Raw genomic sequence first — 19,994 nt, 5'->3', positions numbered from 1 at the left:
TCTCCCCATAAATCTCCGCTGCATTTTGCTAACAGCTAACAGCTAACAGCTTTACGGTTTCCTCACTACCCACTTCATCGCTTCTTTTAACGTAATTTTTTTGCCATACATCAATATACCGGTACGGTATATTCTGCCGGCTGCCCAGGTAGTGAGTATAAAGCCTCCTATGAGGCAAATAAACGACAGGGCCAGTTGCCAGTAAGGTACGGTGCCTGGCACGCCATAAGGCAGCCTGGCCATCATCACCATGGGTGATGTGAAGGGGATAATGCTGCCCCATACCGCGAGGGGGCTGCCGGGGTCCTGTACGGCCTTCATCATAATCATGATACCAATGATGATAGGTACAGTTACCGGAATAGTGAGTTGTTGTATATCGGTGGCATCTTCATTAGCGAGACTGCCAATAGCGGCGTACAAAGAGGAATAAAACAGGTAGCCTCCCAGGAAATACAAAACAAAACAGGGAACGATCAGGCTCCACTGAATGCTGCCAACCACCTCTCTCATTTTGTGAATCATTTCTATCTGATCAGCCTGACTGGCCTGGGCCATAGCGCCGCCCTGCGCTGCAGCCTGCATACTTTCGGGTGAGAAGAACAAAGGAATGAGGGAATAAATGGCCGTAACAAGAACGCCCCATATAAAGAACTGTAACAGTCCTACTGCAGCAATGCCGATGATTTTGCCCATCATGAGCTGAAAGGGTTTCACACTGGAAATCATGACTTCTGCAATACGGCTAACCTTTTCTTCCATCACACCCCGCATAACGGATGTACCAAACAGCAACAGGACAATGTAGATAATAAATCCGCTGGCATAGCCTACACCATAGGCCACCCAGGAATTACCTTTTTTCTCTTCTTTACCGTTTTTAAAGGTGACTTCCACATTAGACCGGATCCCATCCATTTTGGATTGATCAATCCCTTGCAGTTCCAGGCGTTTTTTTTCAATGATATCATTGATATCCTTGTTGATATTGCTTTCAATGGTAATGCTGGCCTGACCGCTGCTATAAAATTCGAAGCCGGAAGGACGGCTGATATCAAACTGTGGAATGTACAGCAGGCCTTCATAGCCTTGTGCTTCGTAGTGCAGTTTGAGGCTGTCGATGTTTTGTTGCCGGAGATATTTGAAATACACCCCTTTTGTATCGGGGAATTTGTTTTCGAATAATCCGCTGTTATCCACTACAGCGATGCGTTTATGTTCGCTGGAAGAGGTAGCCAGGATGATGGGCACAATGATCATGGCCGCAAAGGCCACTGGCACGAGCAAAGTGGTGACGAGGAAAGATCTTTTACGGACGCGGGTAAAAAATTCTCGTTTTATGATGAGCCATATTTTTTCCATAAAGTAAGCAGAATAATCAGATCAGTGGAAGAGCTGCCACGTTGGCGGTGGCATTTTCAGTTTGCTGTACCTGGGTGATAAATACCTCGTTGATGGAGGGAAGGATTTCTTCGAAATAAGTGACAGGGATATCCTGGCGGATAAAATGCAGGAGGATATCATTGGTGGTGCTGTCTTCATTCATTTTCACCGTAAACGCTTTATCATGTGTTTGCACAATATTAAAGTGCCAGGTGGCCATTTGAGCCGGATTAGGCATGGTACCCAAACCTACTTTGAAGAGGCCTTGTTTAAAGTCCTGCTGTATTTGTTGTACGCTGCCATCCAGGATCTTACGGCCTTTGTTGAGCAGCATGATATGATCGCAGATTTCTTCCACCTGTTCCATACGGTGTGTAGAGAAGATGATGGTAGTACCTTGCTGGCTGAGATTAAATATTTCCTGTTTGATCAGGTTGGAATTAATAGGATCCAGGCCAGAAAAGGGTTCATCCAGTATCAGTAGTTTGGGTTGGTGCAGGATGGTAGAAATGAACTGTACCTTCTGTTGCATGCCTTTACTGAGTTCATCTACTTTTTTGTTGTACCAGGAGTTGATATCGAACTTATCGAACCAGTATTTGATTTTCTCTACTGCTTCTTTTTTACTGAGTCCTTTCAGGCGGGCGAGGTAGAGGGTTTGTTCGCCTACCATCATTTTTTTATACAGTCCTCTTTCTTCCGGCATGTAGCCGATATACTGTACATCGTTTTCCGGATCGAATTTTTTGCCGTTAAAGAGTATCTGGCCTTCATCTGGGTAGAAGATGCCGGTAATCATGCGTAGTAGGGTTGTTTTACCGGCGCCGTTGGGTCCGAGTAATCCGAAGATGTTGCCCTGTTGTATATCAAAGCTAACATCATCCACCGCTTTATGGGTTTGATAATGCTTTTTCAGGTGTTTAACTTCGAGTAGGTTCATGGTGAAAAATTAATGATTAATCCGCAATAATTAATCATAATATGCTACCCGGATATTTATCGTAGTTTATCGGCAATAATGGCGGCCACGCGTTCTCCGTCCATAGCGGCAGATACGATACCTCCGGCATATCCGGCGCCTTCTGCGCAGGGATACAGGCCAGCTACCTGTGGATGTTCGAGTGTGTCGTTGTTGCGGGGAATACGTACCGGGGAAGAGGTGCGTGATTCTGTTGCCACGAGTACGGCATTTTCTGTATAGTATCCTTTCATTTTACGGCCAAATGCTTTAAAGGCGCCTGCCAGGCGTTGGTGTACTACTTTGGGTAATACAGTACGGAGGTCGGTGCTTTGCAGGCCGGGTACGTAGGAGCATGCGGGCAGGGAGGCCGATACTTTTCTGGCAACGAAGTCGGTCATTCTTTGTGCAGGCGCAACGAAGTTACCGCCGCCGGCGACGTAGGCCTGTCTTTCAACTGCCTGTTGAAAATACATGGCGGCGAGTGGGCCGTGGTGTGCAAACGGGGCAAAGTCAGATTCATCTACTGTTACCACCATACCGGAGTTGGCGAAGGGGTTATTACGTTTGGATGGGGACCATCCGTTTACAACCAGTTCACCGGGATCTGTAGCTGCGGGGGCAATAATGCCACCGGGGCACATACAGAAAGAAAATACGCCGCGGCCATCTACCTGTTCTACCAGGCTATAGCTGGCGGGGGGGAGGAATTCGCCACGTACATCGCAATGATACTGGGCGCTGTCGATCAGTTCCTGCGGGTGTTCTATCCGGACACCGAGGGCGAAGGGTTTTGCTTCCAGTAAAATGTTTTGTTGGTGCAGCATGATAAATATATCACGTGCGGAGTGGCCGGTGGCCAGGATTAATTGTTTGCCTTCGAAGATTTGTCCGGAGGCGGTTTGTACGCCGGTAACGGCGCCATCTTTTATTTGTATGGCGGTTGCTTTTTGTTCGAAGTGTACTTCTCCTCCGCTGTTGATAATTTGCTCCCGCATGGCAGTGATGATATTTGGGAGTTTGTTGGTACCAATATGTGGATGCGCGTCGATCATTATTTTATCTTCTGCGCCGAAGTGAACAAATATGTTGAGTATGCGGTTAATGTCACCACGCTTATTGGATCGGGTGTATAGTTTACCATCGGAGTAGGTACCGGCGCCACCTTCGCCGAAGCAGTAGTTGGAGTCGGGGTTTACGATACCGGTTTTATTAAGTGCTGCGAGGTCTCTTCTTCTTGCGCGTACATCTTTACCACGTTCAATGATAACAGGCTTCAGGCCTGCTTCTATGAGCCGGAGTGCAGCAAAGAGACCTGCGGGGCCTGCGCCAGCAATCAATACCCGTGGGGCATTGGCTGGGAGGGAAGGATATACCGGATGGGTATGTTGCCTTTCGATGAATGGTTCATTTACAAATACCTGTAGGGTAAGGATAAAGAACGCTTGTCTGGAACGTGCGTCTATAGAGCGTTTCAGCAGATTGAATCCTGTAATGTCTTTGGGTTTTACACTCAGAGCAGCAGCGGCGTGCTGTGTGATATGTGTAGAAGAGGCAGCATCTGCCGGCAGTAATTTGAGAGATATTTGTTGTATCATATTAGCGGTTAGGTGGTTATCCTAAAACTGCTGCAAAGATAGCTAATAAGGGTAAAAGGGAGAAGCGTAAAGTAAAAAGCTATTAAAGCGAAGACAGTAGCGGTTTTATACGCTTCCATCTTCGCTTTAATAGCTTTATGCTTTTCGCGTTGTGTTGTAGCTTAGAACGGCAGATCATCACCACCATCACCTCCGCCGGCAGGCATCTGAGGTGTATTGTAGTTAGGCTGAGGATCTGTACCCGGAGCAGGTGCTGCCATTACAGATTCCATACGCCATGCATCCAGGTTGGTGATGTAATTTACTTTACCATCTTTTTCCCATCTGGTGCCTTTGATATTGAAATAAACTTTAACGTTTTCACCTTCATTGAACCGGTCAACAATACCAGTGCGGTCTTGCACCGACTGAAACTTAATGTAGTTGTTGATAACACGGCCATTGATGTCATCGGACTTCTCTATAACGAACTCTCTTGTCTTAAAAGTTTCGCTACGTTGTACCGTGTTGTACTTCACAATCAGCTTTCCGGTAATTTCAAAACTCATAGAAAAATTATTTTAAATTCAGAAGGGTCAAAGATAAGGTATTCGCCTTAGTGCGTGCAAATATTTTTTATTAATCCGGTGCGCGCGGATATAAATAAATTGTTTCATAATAACTATCCCCGAATACATTTTTTTAAATGGAGATACTAACATAGTTTTGCACCCTCTCCGGAAAAAGTGTGAATATCTCGGCTTTTATCAGTGAACGATTTTTTTTGAGAGAAAGGATACAATATTATTTTATCAATTATATATCCATATTTATGATAAAAAGGAGAATGAAGAAGATAAAGGTGCTGTTAATCAATGGGGTTTATAGTATTGAAAACCTTGTCACGTCAGGGCTGTAAAGCCACGGCAGTAGTGGAAAGAGGAGTTTTGGTACTCTGTAATCAGGAGAATATAAACAAGGGTAGATAAATTTTTTTTTTCAACATTTTCTACAGATATTCGTCATCCTGTCTGAAAATTTTTCAACATCCTACGTTGGGGAATTTCGAATTCGAGAACTAAGCATCCTTAATTAAGAAACAACTAATTTTTTTTATCTCAATGAATAAAACTTGCGAACAAGTTTGGGAAAAGTGTCTTAATATAATTAGGGATATAGTAGAATGGCAGCCGTTTAAGACATGGTTTGAACCTATTAAACCCATTAAACTTGAAAACAATGTTTTAACCATCCAGGTCCCCAGCCAATTCTTTTATGAATACCTTGAGGAGCATTACGTGGGATTGTTAGGAAAAACCATCAAAAGAGAATTAGGCAAAGAAGCCAGGTTGGAGTATCGCATTGTAGTCGAGAACGGTACACCACATCAGCATCCCAGGACAGTAAACATGCCTACGCAGTTTACAAAACCTCAAAAAGACAATGAAGTAGATTTTCCTTTAACGATTCACAATCCGGTTAAGAATCCCTTTGTTATTCCGGGTATTAAAAGGGTACAAATTGACTCGCAGCTAAATCCCAACTATACGTTTGATGCGTATGTAGAAGGAGACAGTAATCGTGTGGCAAGACGTGCAGGTAAAACGGTGGCTGAGAAGCCCGGTGGCACCTCTTTTAATCCGCTGGTAATATATGGCGGTGTAGGATTGGGGAAAACCCATCTTGCACAGGCAGTGGGCAATGATGTGAAACGTATACACCCTAATAAAGCGGTGTTGTATGTAAGTGCGGAGAAATTCATTAATCAGTTTATAGATCATTCCAAGAATAACATCATCAACGATTTTATTCACTTCTATCAGTTGATAGATGTGTTGATTGTAGATGATATCCAGTTCTTTGCCCGTGCGGAGAAAACACAGGATGCTTTCTTTGCTATCTTCAACCATTTACACCAGTCTGGCAAGCAGCTGATCTTAACGTCTGACAAGGCGCCCAAAGATCTGGATGGTGTACAGGAAAGGTTGCTGAGCCGCTTTCGCTGGGGTCTGAGTGCAGACATACAGATTCCTGATTTTGAAACCAGGATGGAAATCCTGGAAATGAAAATGCGGAATGATGGACTGGAGATGCCGAAGGAAGTGGTGAAGTATGTTGCATACAATATTCAGACAAATGTACGCGAACTGGAAGGCGCCCTTATTTCATTGCTGGCACAGTCATCACTGAACCGCAAAGAAATAGACCTGGAGTTAGCGAAGCGTGTGTTGAAATCTTTTGTAAAAACTTCTTCCAAAGAAATTACCATCGAAAGCATACAAAAAATGGTGTGCGAATATTTTGATGTGCCTTATGATAAGCTGCTGCAAAAAACACGTAAACGTGAAATTGTGCAGGCCAGGCAGATTACGATGTATCTTGCTAAATCATTTACCAAAAATTCCTTGAAAACAATCGGTGAACATTTTGGTGGCCGTGATCACACTACCGTGATTCATAGCTGTCAGACAGTGAAAGACCTGATGGATACAGATAATAACTTCCGTGACAGTGTAATTGAATTGCAACAGAAAGTACAACTGGCCGCTATGTAAGGCCCATCCCCATAAACCTATTTTACGGATGCCATTCTGAAAAGAATGGCATCCGTATTTTTATCCTGCACTGCATTTGTAATATATTGTTTATTTTATATGCGATTGCCCTGACTGCTTTCAGTCATTACGCCCGGAGACTATATGTTTGATGCAGTCGGTTGGCTATTTTTTTAACGATCATTTGTCTGTTTTATATGCTGGCACATGAAAATGAGAAATAGCTGTATTGCGCTGAAATGCCTATGGATAAAGGGATTGACAAGCACCATATTAGTGGATAAAGTATCCCTGTACCAGGCTTTTTGAAAAAAAACCAGAAAAAAATGAAAATGCTTTTGGAGAATATAAAACTTTTCCTATTTTTGCAACCCCTTCAGGGAAATACGGAGAGATGCCTGAGTGGCCGAAAGGAACGGTTTGCTAAACCGTCATACGGGTTAAACTGTATCGAGGGTTCGAATCCCTCTCTCTCCGCAGAGATTAAAAGCCTTCAAGTCGTAAGATTTGAAGGCTTTTTTCATTTGAGCATTTCTTCTGCTGTATATCCTCTCCCTTATCGCACTATAAATTTCATTGACTTTTCTTTTCGCTTATGATTATTTGCAGATAATATCCAAAGATCCGGAGCCGGTATTTCGCGTCAGAATTTTTCCATGGTTGATCTTTTCTTATCTGGTACAGTTGCCTGTTAGGAATTTTCCATGTAGATATTCAATGACCAGGGAGCTGTTATTATCCTCTTCAAAGCAGTCCAGTAGTTTAGCCGTAGGAACATGGCTACCTATTATTGGTAATATTTTCTTTTAGCATAATAGCCGGTCCCTGTGCATCATTTACGGTACCATGTTTTCCTTTACCTGTCTGCAGCTCTTTAAGATTAGTAAGAATAGCTGCTGTTGGTTTTGGCTCCCGGTAGTAGTGATTATTTAGTGCCTGGGTTTGGCGGACAGATAATGCAAAAATAGGTTTATGTGCTGTAAGGTGCTATCAGTGTTAAATAAAATGTGAACTGTTTTTTGCTGCTGATCCGGCGAAATTTATCAACAAGGTGTGGAGCATTACCACCGGTTAAGTCTGTACTGCTGTAGGGCCTGTCAGGTTAGTCGCGTTGCCTGAAGCTTAATGTCATAGCGGGTTTGGTGAGCCCAATGGATATGGCATTGTTTTCTATACATGTACCGTAACCATAAAAATAGCCATATGAGTACATTCAAAACAGCTATCCATCACTTTTTCAAAAATTATGAAAAGGGCTTTCAGGATGCTCTTAAAGGAGAAAGTGTGGATGCGGAAAAAGTAGCAGCACAGTTCGCAGAATATTTTATAGAAGCCAGTCCAAAGGGCGTCATGAGCGCCCATAATGATAAGAAGTTTATAGCATCCGTTCCCGAAGGATATGAACATTATAAACAGATCGGCACACAATCCATGAAGATCGGAGAGCAAACCATTACTTTACTGGATACCTTTCATGCCATGGTAAAGATTCGCTGGCTTTCTACCTATCTCCGGAAGGATGGTGAAAAAGTGGCTATTGATTTTGATGTGATTTATTTCCTGCAGAAAACAGGAGATGAACCGAAGATCTTTGCTTTTATTGCCGGAGATGAAGAAGGTTTGTTGAAGGAGAATGGTTTACTGCCGGAATAAAAAGCTGACAAGCCTTGCTGCAAGGCAATAGCAAGGCTTGTTGTTTAGTGTCCAGTGTTCGCTACCATACTCCCTGTAGTAAATAATGCAGCCACCCATACCCCATACTTAATCCAATCAGGTATAAAATATTCAATTTGAATTGGTGCATCAATACCAGTGAAACCAGTATCCAGGCCAATGCCAGGTGATCCAGTTTGTTGATCATGATGCCATCCGGGAATAATACATCTTTACCCAGATAAAGAGTAAGGTTCAGTATAACACCCACTACTGCAGCGGTGATTAGTCCCAGTGTATTTTCAATCATGGCGTTGCCATGCGTTTTTTCAATTAAAGGCGCCCCTATGAAAATAAGCAGGAAACAGGGTAAAAACGTGAAGTAAGTTGTGGCGAGCAATCCCACTGTTCCCATCCATAAAGACCCGCCAAAATGGTTGTATCCTGCCATAAAACCCACAAAAGACAATACGATGATCAATGGACCGGGTGTTGTTTCTGCCAGTGCAAATCCGTCCATCATTTGCAGTTTACTCAGCCAGTTCAGTTTCGTAACGCTGAATTGTGCCACATAAGGTAACACTGTATAGGAGCCGCCAATGGTCACGAAGGCTGTTTGTGTAAAGAAGAGACTCAGGTGTTTCCAGAAACTAAAATCGCTGAGGAACAAAAAGAACAGGAGAAAGGGAAGCAGCCAGAGAAGGAGCCCCACGCCCAGTAGTTGTAATACCGGCTTTATTTTTAATCCACTGTCAGCAGTCAGTGTATTTTTATTCAGCACATATCCGCTTTCATCACCTGTTGCTTCGGCTTGCGGTGGCTTTACCTGTAATGCAGCAGGACGTATCAGTCTGTAGCAAATAGCGAACATGATGGTGCCCCCAATGATGGTAATGAGCGAGGTGTTGAAAAAGAAGATGCACACAAAAGCTACTACTGCTACAAAATAATGCAGCGGACCATGCAAAGCTTTCTGTGCTATCTTAAACATCGCCAGAACGATGATTGCAATCACTGCCGGCTTTAAACCTGCAAACAGGGCGGTAACCCAGGGGATGCTGCCAAATAGTACATAAGTGATGCTAAGTGCCAGCAGTATAAACATAGACGGTAATACAAACAATATTCCGGCTGCCAGCCCTCCCCGCTTTCCATGTAACAGCCATCCAATGTAAATGGACAATTGTTGTGCTTCCGGCCCTGGCAGTATCATGCAATGATTTAGGGCGTGCAGGAATTTACTGTTGCTGATCCATTTTTTCTTGTCCACCAGGTAGTCGTGCATAATGGCTATATGCCCTGCCGTACCGCCAAAGCTGATCCATCCTAATTTGAACCAGAATTTCAACGCTTCTTTAAACTCCGGGTGAGGTGTTATTTTTTGTTTTTCCATATAAATTTAAATACCTCCCTTCCTGCGCAGCAAAAAAGTGCGGACATAGCATCGCCGTATTGAACACTACGTGTGGTCAGTTACCGTCATCTGAGAGATGTATAAAGCGGAAGGAATTATCCGGCAATAAGCGCCGGTTTAAAGATTGTTTTGCTATTAAAAAATGTGCTGTCTTTCAGCGGTGATGATATGATGCAAAGGTATGTTTAAAATGCCTTCTGTGCAAGGTTTTATGTTGTTTATTTGCGGTAAAATAAGGCGTCTTTTGGCCTTTAAAATGAGTCAGGTGACCTCGGGGTAATCCTGGTTGGTGTGCGGCGAAATTTGAGGCTCTTTTGCTTTTTTGAATTGAAATAAAAGGCGTGTTTAAATATCACTTCCTGTAGCAGGCGTTATGCTAAAATTGAACGGAACGTTGAGTAGCATGGATTGGGAAATATTGTTCCGGAAGTATCATGCGGAAAGTCGCTGTGAGAGAGGATTTATTGCCTTTTAAGGAGATTTTAAGCTCCGAAAAGCGGCGTTATTGTTCGCTGGCAAGGAAATTGGTTTACTGCCGGTATTAAAACAATAAACGCACATGAAAAAGTTAATTGCTGCAATCGCTATCCTGCTGGCGGTATCTCCGGCCTTCGCACAAACCGCTGCGCCTAAACAGGCACCTGCTCCAGCCGCCGCACCTGCTCCAGCCGCCGCTCCTGCTCCTAAAGCATTGCCTGCTCCTGAAAAGCGCGCAGTTGCTTATACCGATGAGTTAAAGACTAAATTACATCTCACCGACGATCAATACCAGAAAGTGCTGGCGGTAAATACAGAATGTATACGCCGGAAGGATGCCCTGAAAGCAAGTGGCCAGAAAGGCGGACCAGGTTCCAAAGAAATATCTGCCTATCGCAAACAGCAGTATCAGACAATCCTGACAGCAGATCAGCTTACGCAGCTGAAAGCTATTAATGCACAGAACAACGGAAAGAAGAGCGCCGAATAATAGATTGGCATCATCGTTTTTAAGGGAGTAGTGTATGCTACTCCCTTTTTTGTGCACCTTAAAACTGAACGATTTATGTATTGCTACCGGACATGTTATTTATTTTTACATGTGTAAAGGTGTTGTTTTTAATATTTCTATAACTGGCATTTTATTGGCGCCCCGCAAAAAGGAATAATTCATTATCGTATGTTCAGGAGCTATCTGAAATCAGCCTTCCGGAATCTTTTCCGGCATAAATTATTTTCCGGGCTTAACATTTTTGGGTTGGCCACAGGGATGACCTGTAGCATACTTATTTTTCTGTGGGTGCAGGATGAATTAAGCTATGATCAGTTTAATGCGAATGCTGGCAGTATTTACCGGTTAACCGGCCAGGTGTCTGGTATTAATGCAGCGGTGGTGCCTGTGCCAATTGGTACCGCCATTAACGAGGGTATTCCCGCTATTAAGCGCGCTTCCCGGATTTCAGCGTTGCAAAGCATGGTAACAATAGGTACCCGGAAATTTGAGGAGAAGAACATCTATTATGCCGATACCAACTTCCTCCGCATTTTCAGCTTCCCGGTATTGCAGGGCGATGCCCGTAGTCTGTTAGTTCGGCCTGATGGGGTGGTACTAACGGAGAGTGGCGCCAGGAAGTATTTTGGCAGTGCCGACCGTGCGATGGGACAAACCCTGCACATCGATAACGATTATAACGGAAACGATTTACAGGTGACCGGAATCTTAAAAGATATTCCTCATAATTCGCATCTGCAGTTTGATATGCTGGTGCCTATAGAGTTATATGGCAGGACCATTAATCCGCAGCAGGCCTGGGCTAATTTTGATGTGTATACCTATATACAGGTGAACGATCATTTTCATGCAACCCCAACAGCATTGGCATCGCTGCAACAACAGATCATGAATGTTTACCGGAAGAATGATCATTCCGGCACCAATGGGAAGCTTTTCCTGCAAAGGCTGTCAGATATACATCTGCACTCCAGTTATATGCTGGATGTAGCGGGGCAGGGTAGCTATGCGCATGTAAGGATCTTCTCGCTGATCGCCATTTTTATTCTGCTGATCGCTGGTATTAATTTTATGAACCTGTCTACCGCCTTATCCGGACAACGTGCCAAAGAAGTGGGGCTGCGTAAAACAGTGGGTGCCCTTCGTTCCCAACTGGTGATACAGTTTTTGAGTGAGGCGCTGTTGTTGTCGTTTATTTCCCTGCTGATTGGATTAATGATGGCAGTGGTGCTGTTACCATTGTTCAATGATCTGGCTGCCAAATCTATTGCTATCCATCTACTTAATGTAAAGATGCTGGCAGGGCTTGCCGGAATTGCTGTAGTTGTTGGCCTGCTCTCGGGAAGCTACCCGGCGTTATTTCTCTCGTCTTTTAACCCGGTGAAAGTGTTGAAGGGTGTGAAAATGCTGCATGGTCGTAAAACGTTTTTCAGAAACAGCCTGATTGTAGTACAGTTTTCTATTGCCGTGATCCTGATCGTGAGCACTATTGTTGTTTATAAACAGCTGCAGTTTATCCGTACCATGGATATTGGTTATAATAAAGAGAACCTGATGTATGTGCCTATCCCCCGCCTGGGTGATCTGCAGGGCAACCAACAGGCCATAAGAACGGCGATGAGCCAATACCCGGACATCACCAATTATTCTTTTATCAGTCACTTGCCCACTGATTTGGCCACAGGTACCAGGTCGGTGGAGTGGGACGCCAAAACACCACAGGATGATCGTGTTTTCCCGCAACTCTGGGTAGACGATCAGTTTGTGAGCACCTTTGGTATGCACATAAAGACCGACAGATTTTTTTCGAAAGCGTTTAAGGGAGATGATGACAATTTTGTAGTGAATGAAGCAGCGTTGAAAGTAATGCACCTGGAAGAGGCAACTGCTGTTGGGAAGAAACTTGCCATGGATGGCAGAGCAGGGGTAATTGTGGGAGTAGTGAAAGACTTTAATTTTAAACCAATACAGCAACCAATAGAGGCCCTCATTATCAGGAATGGCAGTGCAGGGAATTTTAACGGAAATACCGGTTATATCGTTATCAGAACTACACCTGCCAATATGGATCATATGCTGGGTACCATGAAAAAAGTATTTCGACAGGTATATTCGGATTTCCCTTTTTCCTTTGGATTTATCAATGAAGACTTATCCAGGTTATATATAGCAGAACAGCGTATGGGCAAGTTGTTTAACATCTTCGCCGTGCTCTCCGTTATTGTTTCCTGCCTGGGACTTTTTGGGCTCACTACTTTTGCTACGCAAAAACGTATTAAGGAAATAGGTGTCAGAAAGGTGCTGGGAGCCAGCGTAGCTGGTATTGTTGGGATGTTATCAAAAGATTTTATTAAGCTGGTAGCGTTTTCATTGATCATTGCCTTTCCCATCGCCTGGTGGGTGATGAATAAATGGCTGCAGAATTTCGCCTTTCATATTCATCTCGAATGGTGGTTTTTTGTCATTGCCGGCGTCATTGCCATCGTTATTTCCTTTATGACGGTGAGTTACCAATCTATCCGTGCAGCGATGACTAATCCTGTAAAAAGTTTGCGATCTGAGTAATGGGAAATGCGCTGTGCTGGCATGTTTTATCAGATTCCCTATTTTTTATCAAAAAAAATTTGTTTTTATGTGAAACATTTTCCTACATTTGCACTCCGCAATTGAAGCAATGGTAGTGCCACAAGGGCCGCCGATAAAGCAGAGAGAACGGGCTAAGAAGGGATTTCGGGGCGTAGCGTAGCCCGGTATCGCGCCTGCTTTGGGAGCAGGAGGTCGCAGGTTCGAATCCTGCCGCCCCGACTTAGAAAATTGAAGCCTTACAGTGTAAACTGTAAGGCTTTTTTTATGTTTGACAAAATGAAGCATCTTCAATTCTTTTTTGTTTAAATTTGAAAAAAAGCGCTTTTTTTCAAACGCGATAGCTTGTCTGTATCGCAAAAAAGGAGGAGTTTATGAGTACAATAACTTTACAGGTACCTGAGAAGGTTGATCTGGACCCAAGAGAAACTACCCGGTTTCTTGCGGCTAAGCTATATGAAATCGGAAGATTGTCGTTAGGACAAGCGGCTGAATTAGCAGGGCTTTCTAAAGTTGCTTTTTCAGAAGTATTAGGCGACTATGATGTCTCGTTAATTAACTACCCCGTTTCAGATATTACTAACGATGCCTCCAAAATATAATGTAGTTATTGCTGATACAAGTTGTTTTATCTTATTGGATAAAATCGACTCATTGCATTTGTCGCAAAAAGTGTTTGGCATTATTTCTACTACGCTAACAATAGCTGAAGAATTTGGAAAGCAACTTCCTGATTGGGTTGAAATAAAATCTATTGTAGATCTGCATTATCAGGACATTTTAGAGTTAGAAGTTGATAAAGGTGAGGCTAGTGCAATTTCACTAGCTCTTGAGCAAGAGCCAGCTTTGCTTATATTGGATGATCTGAAAGCAAGAAAGGTTGCAGCTAAATTACATCTTACTTATACCGGAACATTAGGGATCTTATTGAAAGCAAAGGAGCTTGGTTTGATCGAAAGCATCAAGCCTTTACTGGATCGTATTCAACAAACTAATTTCAGGTTTTCAAGAAATGTTTTAAATGAAATTCTGAAGACCGCCGGTGAATGATTCCGTTCAAGTATCAGATATCTAGTACGGTGCCTCTACCAATCAAAACACTCCCCTCACTTGCTCCCCTTGCCCAACCCATACAAAGCAGAAGTTTTTGCGCTATAATTAAATATTATGACTCTTTAGTGCGCTACCATATCACTTTTTCCGCGTTTTCTCTATCATCTGCGCCATTCCTCTCCCTACACAAGCGTTTGCGTAAGTTTAGTATTTGTGAACTTTTTATTATAAATGTTTGTATATTTATACTATACTTTTATAAGTATAACTAAACATTTGTGTACTAAAGTAATTCCTTATTCAGGGAGCCAGCCATTGATGGCAGCTCCTTAAATGTTGTTTATAACATAATATAAAATAAAATCAGTGATGAGTAGTATTTCAACGCAGGCGTTTTCAGCAAATGGTATCCAATATACACCAGCTGCAAAACCTATTGTAGTAATTTGTATGGATGGGTCGGCAGATGAGTACCTGGACACCACCATGGCATTTGATCGTATGCCCAATCTGAAAAAAATGGCGTTAGCCGGTTATCGTGGGATGGTGCGTGGCGCTTTACCTTCTTTTACCAATGTAAATAACTCATCTATTGTAACTGGTGTTACACCGGCAGTACATGGTATCAGTGGTAATTTTTTCTATGATGCAGCGAAAGACCAGGAAGTGATGATGAACTCTGCAGAATACCTGAGAGCAGAGACGTTGCTGGCTGCTGCTGCTAATGCAGGAAGAAAAGTGGCGGTAGTTACTGCTAAAGAAAAACTGAGAGATATCCTTTCTCACAAAATGCAGGGCATTGCTATCTCCGCCGAAAAAGCAAACCAGGCAAAGAAAGAAACACACGGCGTAGATGGTGTGGAAGAAATTGTAGGACACCCTACTCCTGTTATTTATAGTGCTGATGCAAGTTTGTTTGTACTTCGTGCAGGCGTTGCCTTTATAGAACATGGCCTGGCTGATTTTCTGTACCTGTCGCTCACAGATTACATGCAGCACACCTATGCACCCGATGCTGCCGCCTCACTGGATTTTTATGAAGCAATGGATGCGGAAATAGGAAAGCTGATAAAACTGGGTGCCATTGTAGGTGCTACTGCAGATCACGGAATGAACGCAAAAGTAAAAGCCGACGGCAGCCCGAATGTATTATTTGTGGAAGATATGCTGGAAGCGAAATTCGGGGAAAATGGTTTCCGGGTTATCTGCCCTATTACAGATCCTTATGTGAAGCACCACGGCGCTTTAGGGTCTTATGTAGTGGTACATGTAAATGATAAATCAAAGATCACTGAAATCAAAGACTGGCTGGCCATACAACCCGGTATTACCGAAGTATATGACAAAGCCACTGCCGTACACGTGCTGGAGCAGCCGGAAGACCGCATCGGTGACCTCGTAGTATTGTCCGGAAGAGATGTGGTAGTAGGCCGTCGTCCACAATACCACGACCTTTCTGCACTGGATGGTACTTTACGCTCCCACGGCGGACGTTATGAAGAAATGGTGCCTATGGTCATTTCCCATCCCCTGAATGAAACCTACAAAATGAAAGCAGCTGGCGATCCAAGAAATTTTGACATTTTCGATTTCACCGTGAACGGAACAAATAACTAATACAGCAGCCACTTGCTACTTAAATAAAACAGAGGAGGCATTGTAACCGTGCAGGTTGACAATGCCGCTTATCAAAAGCAAATAACTATTTATTATGAGCGAGCCTCTCATTCCAACAATAAAGGAAAAAGTCAGCAACCTGAACAACACATCTGTTATCGCGCTACCATGTTATGTTGCAGGAAAAGCTATTGAATCAGATAAAGTATTGGAAGTCCGCAGTCCCTATGATAATCGTTTAGTGGGCACCGTTACATTGGCGAATGCTACACATGCAGAGCAAGCCATTGAAGCGGCATTAAAAGGTGGACAAAAATTAACCAGGTACGAGCGTTACGTGATCCTGGAAAAAACAAGGCAACTGCTCACAGAGCGGAAAGAAGAATTTGCACAGGTGATCAGTGCAGAATCCGGTCTGGCTATCAGGGAAGCCCGCTATGAAACAGGCAGGGCACATGATGTGCTGATGTTTGCTGCCATTGAAGCATTGAAAGATGATGGACAGATATTTTCCTGCGATATTTCACCCAGCGGTAAGGCGCGTAAAATTTTTACCCTGCGGGAACCCTTGTCACTGGCTGTTTGTATCACGCCGTTTAATCATCCGCTTAACCAGGTAATACATAAAATCGCACCTGCTATTGCCGTAGGTACACCGGTGATCCTGAAGCCATCAGAAAAAACACCACTCACTGCTGTGAAGCTGGTAGAACTCCTGTATGAAGCCGGGCTCCCGCATTACATGCTGAGCGTGCTGCTGGGACCTACCAAAGAAATAGCAGAATCGCTGGTGAAAGACAGCCGCGTGGAAATAGTATCATTTACCGGCAGCGTGGCGGTAGGTAAACATATTGCTGCCACCGCAGGATACAAAAAAGTGATCCTGGAATTAGGCGGTAACGATCCATTGATTATTATGGAAGATGCAGACCTGGATAAAGCCGTATTCCTGGCTGCCGAAGGCGCATTCCGTAATAGTGGTCAGCGTTGCACGGCCGTGAAAAGAATACTGGTCCATGAAAAGATAAAAGATGCTTTTGTGGAAAAATTTGTGGCAAAAGCAAAAGAATATACCAGTGGTGATCCTGCCGATGAAAACACCAAAGTAGGTACCGTGATTGATGAAGCGGCGGCCATTTACCTGGAAACAGTGGTGAAGAAATCGGTGGAACAAGGCGCAAAAGTAGTACTGGACGGAAAAAGGAAAGGAGCGTTGCTGGGGCCTACCGTGATCATTGATGTACCCAGAAACGCAGAAATGGTGGTACATGAATCATTTGGTCCATTGGCTCCTGTGCTCACATTTAAAGATATTGATGATGCGATTGCCTTAAGTAACAGTACGGCCTATGGTTTATCCAGCGGTATCGTTACCAACAACATGGAGTATGCGCTCCGCTTTGTAAAGGAATTAAAAGTAGGAACAGTGAACATTAATGAAGTACCTGGTTATCGTATCGAAAGCTCCCCTTTTGGCGGTATCAAGGATTCAGGGCTGGGAGTAAAGGAAGGTGTGATCGAAGCCATGAAATGTTTCACCTATGTAAAAACATTTTCAATGCCATGGTGATGGTAAGAAAATAATCGATTCGTTTAAATAAAAGACGCTCCAGGATTATTTCCTTGCGGGGCTTTTTAGAATTGACTGGTGTAATAACTGGTTGTGCCGAAACTCAATACCATCTGTAAAAATTAGTAAAAATAATTTTCGATGAAATCAAAATCGAGTGTGCTTACCAGCCAACTTAACAGTTCAAAACCATTTTTTATTGCATGGTCTATGATAGCGGCTTTTGGCGCCTACTTCTGCATGTATGCCTTTCGTAAACCCTTTACTGCAGGTACTTATGCAGGGCATCATTTCCTGGAAATGGATTACAAAGCCGTATTGATTGTTGCACAGGCATTGGGATATATGACATCCAAGTTTATTGGTATTAAAATTATTTCCGAGCTGAAACCTAAAAATCGTCAGAAACTGATCATTAGTTTAATTCTTTTTGCAGAAATAAGTCTGTTATTTTTTGGATTGATACCTGCACCTTATAATTTCATTTTTCTTTTTTTTAATGGCCTGCCATTGGGCATGGTATGGGGCATTGTTTTTAATTACCTGGAAGGACGGCGTTTTACGGAGGCATTGGGCATGGGATTGAGTATTAGCCTGATTGTGTCTTCAGGCATCTTAAAAACAGTCTACTTTACTGTACATGACTGGTTGCCTGCTGTTTCCGAAATGTGGATGCCTTGTTTAATCGGTTTTCTTTTTCTTCCGTTATTTCTTTTTTTCTCCTGGATGTTGGCTACTATTCCTCCTCCTACAGAAACAGATAAGTTGTTGCGTGTAGAAAGAGTACCTATGACGAAGGAGAATAAGAGATCAGTATTAAAAGAAGTGGGAGGTGGTGTGGTGTGTTTTGTGTTGATGTACGCCTTTTTAGCCACCATGCGAGACTTTCGTGATAATTTTTCTGTGGAAATATGGAATGAAATACAGCCTTCCTGGGATAAGTCGGTGTTTTCACAAACAGAGATGATCAGTGGCCTGGTAGTATTAATTTCAGTAGGCTGCTTGTCGCTGATACGAAATAATATCAGAGGTTTTTGGGCTACGCAATGGCTGATCTTATTTGGTGTATTGCTTTGTGGCGGTAGTACCCTACTTTTTCAATTCCGGCAGCTAACACCATTCTGGTGGATGTTGCTCACCGGCATGGGATTATTTTTAGCCTACATTCCAATACAGGTAGCCGTTTTCGAAAGAATGATTGCCTTATTTAAACTAAAAGCCAATGTGGGTTTTTTCATTTACATCTGCGATGCCCTGGGATATATGGGCAGTGTAGCGCTGCTTTTATACAAAGAGTTTTTTATGAGAGATATGAGCTGGTCTAAAGTGCTGATGCATTTCAGTTACCTGCTCACATTGACTGGTGCAGTGCTCCTATTATTGATTGCCTTATTTTTTAACCGTAAGATGGGGCGGAAAAATCCCGAAGTGAATAACCTGAAGAAATTACAACCTTTAATTTAATGAACATGAGTCAAAAGAAATTATTGTTTACACCTGGTCCACTTTCCACCTCCCTCACTGTGAAAGAAGCGATGCTTCGGGATATGGGATCAAGAGATGATGAATTTGTAAATGCGGTGAAACAGATCCGTAGCGAATTATTAACACTGGCACATGTTACAAAGGAAGATGGATATGAAACCGTATTGGTACAAGGCTCTGGTACGTTTGGTGTAGAAAGCGTAATTAGTAGTGTGGTAGGTAAAAATGATCATCTACTCATCCTGGCCAATGGGGCTTATGGCGACCGGATTGCGAAAATGGCAGGTATCCATCAGTTGCGTCATCAGGTGGTGAGATTTGCAGAAGATGAAATTGTAACGGCGGCCGCTACGATAGAACTATTAACCGCCCACCCGGAGATTACCCATGTAGTTTGTATTCATAGTGAAACCACCACCGGATTATTTAATCCTATTGGCGAAATAGGCGCCGTTTGCAGGCAGTTTAATAAGGTATTCATTGTAGATGCTATGAGTAGCTTTGGCGGGGTAGAGATGAATATGAAAGCGATGGAAATAGACTTCTTAGTTTCATCTTCCAATAAATGTATTGAAGGGGTACCTGGTTTTGCTTTCGCCATCTGCAAAAAAAGTGAGCTGGAAAAGGCTAAAGGACAGGCGCGCAGTCTGAGCCTCGATTTATACGAACAGTGGGCAGGATTGGAAGGAAACGGACAATTCAGGTTTACACCTCCTACCCTGAGTCTGATGGCTTTCCGCCAGGCCATGCAGGAATTGAAAGAAGAGGGTGGTATTGCTGCAAGAGAAAAAAGGTATAAAGAGAATAAGGCTGTATTAGACGAGGGGATGTCGGCTCTCGGATTCAAACAGTATCTCCGTCCGGAAATCCAGGGACATATTATTTCTTCCTTCCTTTATCCGGAAGATCCTGCGTTTAACTTTGAACGCTTCTATGAGCAGCTGAATGCGCGCGGATTTATTATTTATCCGGGAAAATTAGGCAAGGCCAATGCATTTCGCATCGGTAATATCGGACAGATATTTCCGGAGGATGTAAAGGCATTGGTAGCGGCTATAGAAGAAGTGATGAAAGCGGAAGGAGTAACGAATGGTACGGCAGTAGCCTGATATACGTGTATTGTTGCGACGGCGTCGCAACAATCGTTTAATTATCACA

At 43.3% G+C, this 19,994-nt stretch carries 15 protein-coding genes and 2 tRNA genes; 12 read left to right on the top strand and 5 right to left on the bottom strand.

Going from position 1 to position 19,994, the window contains the following annotated elements; genetic code table 11:
* Positions 1–51: 51 nt before the first annotated feature.
* From AC1DP6_RS00240 to AC1DP6_RS00225, 4 genes are all read right to left on the bottom strand, one after another.
* Complete coding sequence (locus tag AC1DP6_RS00240) at positions 52–1,362, bottom strand: ABC transporter permease (protein WP_477053082.1); 1,311 nt, start codon at positions 1,360–1,362, stop codon at positions 52–54.
* A gap of 16 nt (positions 1,363–1,378) precedes the next feature.
* Positions 1,379–2,323: an ABC transporter ATP-binding protein gene (locus tag AC1DP6_RS00235; RefSeq protein WP_477053081.1), complete on the bottom strand. Its 945-nt coding sequence runs from the start codon at positions 2,321–2,323 to the stop codon at positions 1,379–1,381.
* Between the two features lie 56 nt (positions 2,324–2,379).
* Positions 2,380–3,939: an NAD(P)/FAD-dependent oxidoreductase gene (locus AC1DP6_RS00230; RefSeq protein ID WP_477053080.1), complete on the bottom strand. Its 1,560-nt coding sequence runs from the start codon at positions 3,937–3,939 to the stop codon at positions 2,380–2,382.
* A gap of 161 nt (positions 3,940–4,100) precedes the next feature.
* Positions 4,101–4,487: a DUF3127 domain-containing protein gene (locus AC1DP6_RS00225; RefSeq protein WP_079469647.1), complete on the bottom strand. Its 387-nt coding sequence runs from the start codon at positions 4,485–4,487 to the stop codon at positions 4,101–4,103.
* 552 nt (positions 4,488–5,039) lie between these two features.
* On the opposite strand from AC1DP6_RS00225, the gene dnaA reads away from it, so the two are divergent.
* From dnaA to AC1DP6_RS00210, 3 genes are all read left to right on the top strand, one after another.
* Complete coding sequence (gene dnaA, locus AC1DP6_RS00220; RefSeq protein ID WP_079469646.1) at positions 5,040–6,473, top strand: chromosomal replication initiator protein DnaA; 1,434 nt, start codon at positions 5,040–5,042, stop codon at positions 6,471–6,473.
* A gap of 388 nt (positions 6,474–6,861) precedes the next feature.
* Positions 6,862–6,950 (top strand) — tRNA-Ser (locus AC1DP6_RS00215).
* A 726-nt stretch (positions 6,951–7,676) separates the two neighbouring features.
* Positions 7,677–8,126, top strand: a complete 450-nt coding sequence (locus tag AC1DP6_RS00210) for a hypothetical protein (protein ID WP_477053079.1) — start codon at positions 7,677–7,679, stop codon at positions 8,124–8,126.
* 61 nt (positions 8,127–8,187) lie between these two features.
* Here the strand turns inward: AC1DP6_RS00210 and chrA are convergent, their stop codons facing one another.
* Complete coding sequence (gene chrA / locus AC1DP6_RS00205; RefSeq protein WP_477053078.1) at positions 8,188–9,519, bottom strand: chromate efflux transporter; 1,332 nt, start codon at positions 9,517–9,519, stop codon at positions 8,188–8,190.
* Between the two features lie 580 nt (positions 9,520–10,099).
* On the opposite strand from chrA, the gene AC1DP6_RS00200 reads away from it, so the two are divergent.
* The 9 genes from AC1DP6_RS00200 to AC1DP6_RS00160 all read left to right on the top strand — a co-directional run bounded on the left by AC1DP6_RS00200 (position 10,100) and on the right by AC1DP6_RS00160 (position 19,945).
* Entirely contained in the window at positions 10,100–10,507 is a 408-nt protein-coding gene (locus tag AC1DP6_RS00200) for a hypothetical protein (RefSeq protein WP_477053077.1), read from the top strand.
* 189 nt (positions 10,508–10,696) lie between these two features.
* Complete coding sequence (locus AC1DP6_RS00195; protein WP_477053076.1) at positions 10,697–13,093, top strand: ABC transporter permease; 2,397 nt, start codon at positions 10,697–10,699, stop codon at positions 13,091–13,093.
* Positions 13,094–13,259: 166 nt separating this feature from the next.
* Positions 13,260–13,333, top strand: a tRNA-Pro gene (locus AC1DP6_RS00190).
* 152 nt (positions 13,334–13,485) lie between these two features.
* Positions 13,486–13,713: a UPF0175 family protein gene (locus tag AC1DP6_RS00185; RefSeq protein ID WP_477053075.1), complete on the top strand. Its 228-nt coding sequence runs from the start codon at positions 13,486–13,488 to the stop codon at positions 13,711–13,713.
* Positions 13,697–14,161 carry a PIN domain-containing protein gene (locus AC1DP6_RS00180; RefSeq protein WP_477053074.1) on the top strand — a complete coding sequence of 155 codons (465 nt, stop codon included), beginning with the start codon at positions 13,697–13,699 and terminating at the stop codon, positions 14,159–14,161. The genes AC1DP6_RS00185 and AC1DP6_RS00180 overlap by 17 nt, the downstream gene beginning before the upstream one ends.
* Positions 14,162–14,533: 372 nt before the next feature.
* Positions 14,534–15,781 carry a phosphonoacetate hydrolase gene (gene phnA / locus AC1DP6_RS00175; protein WP_441573326.1) on the top strand — a complete coding sequence of 416 codons (1,248 nt, stop codon included), beginning with the start codon at positions 14,534–14,536 and terminating at the stop codon, positions 15,779–15,781.
* Between the two features lie 94 nt (positions 15,782–15,875).
* On the top strand, positions 15,876–17,351 hold the full coding sequence (gene phnY / locus AC1DP6_RS00170; RefSeq protein ID WP_477053073.1) for a phosphonoacetaldehyde dehydrogenase: 1,476 nt from the start codon (positions 15,876–15,878) through the stop codon (positions 17,349–17,351).
* A gap of 141 nt (positions 17,352–17,492) precedes the next feature.
* Positions 17,493–18,815 (top strand): DUF5690 family protein, encoded by a 1,323-nt coding sequence (locus tag AC1DP6_RS00165; protein ID WP_477053072.1) that lies wholly within the window; start codon positions 17,493–17,495, stop codon positions 18,813–18,815.
* Between the two features lie 5 nt (positions 18,816–18,820).
* Positions 18,821–19,945, top strand: coding sequence for a 2-aminoethylphosphonate--pyruvate transaminase (locus AC1DP6_RS00160; protein WP_477053071.1), 1,125 nt, complete (start codon positions 18,821–18,823; stop codon positions 19,943–19,945).
* The last annotated feature ends 49 nt before the right edge of the window (positions 19,946–19,994 follow it).

This window comes from Chitinophaga sp. 01L420, from assembly GCF_056399985.1.
The sequence above is the reverse complement of the archived record's forward strand: the minus strand, read 5'-3'. Positions and strand labels throughout refer to the sequence as shown.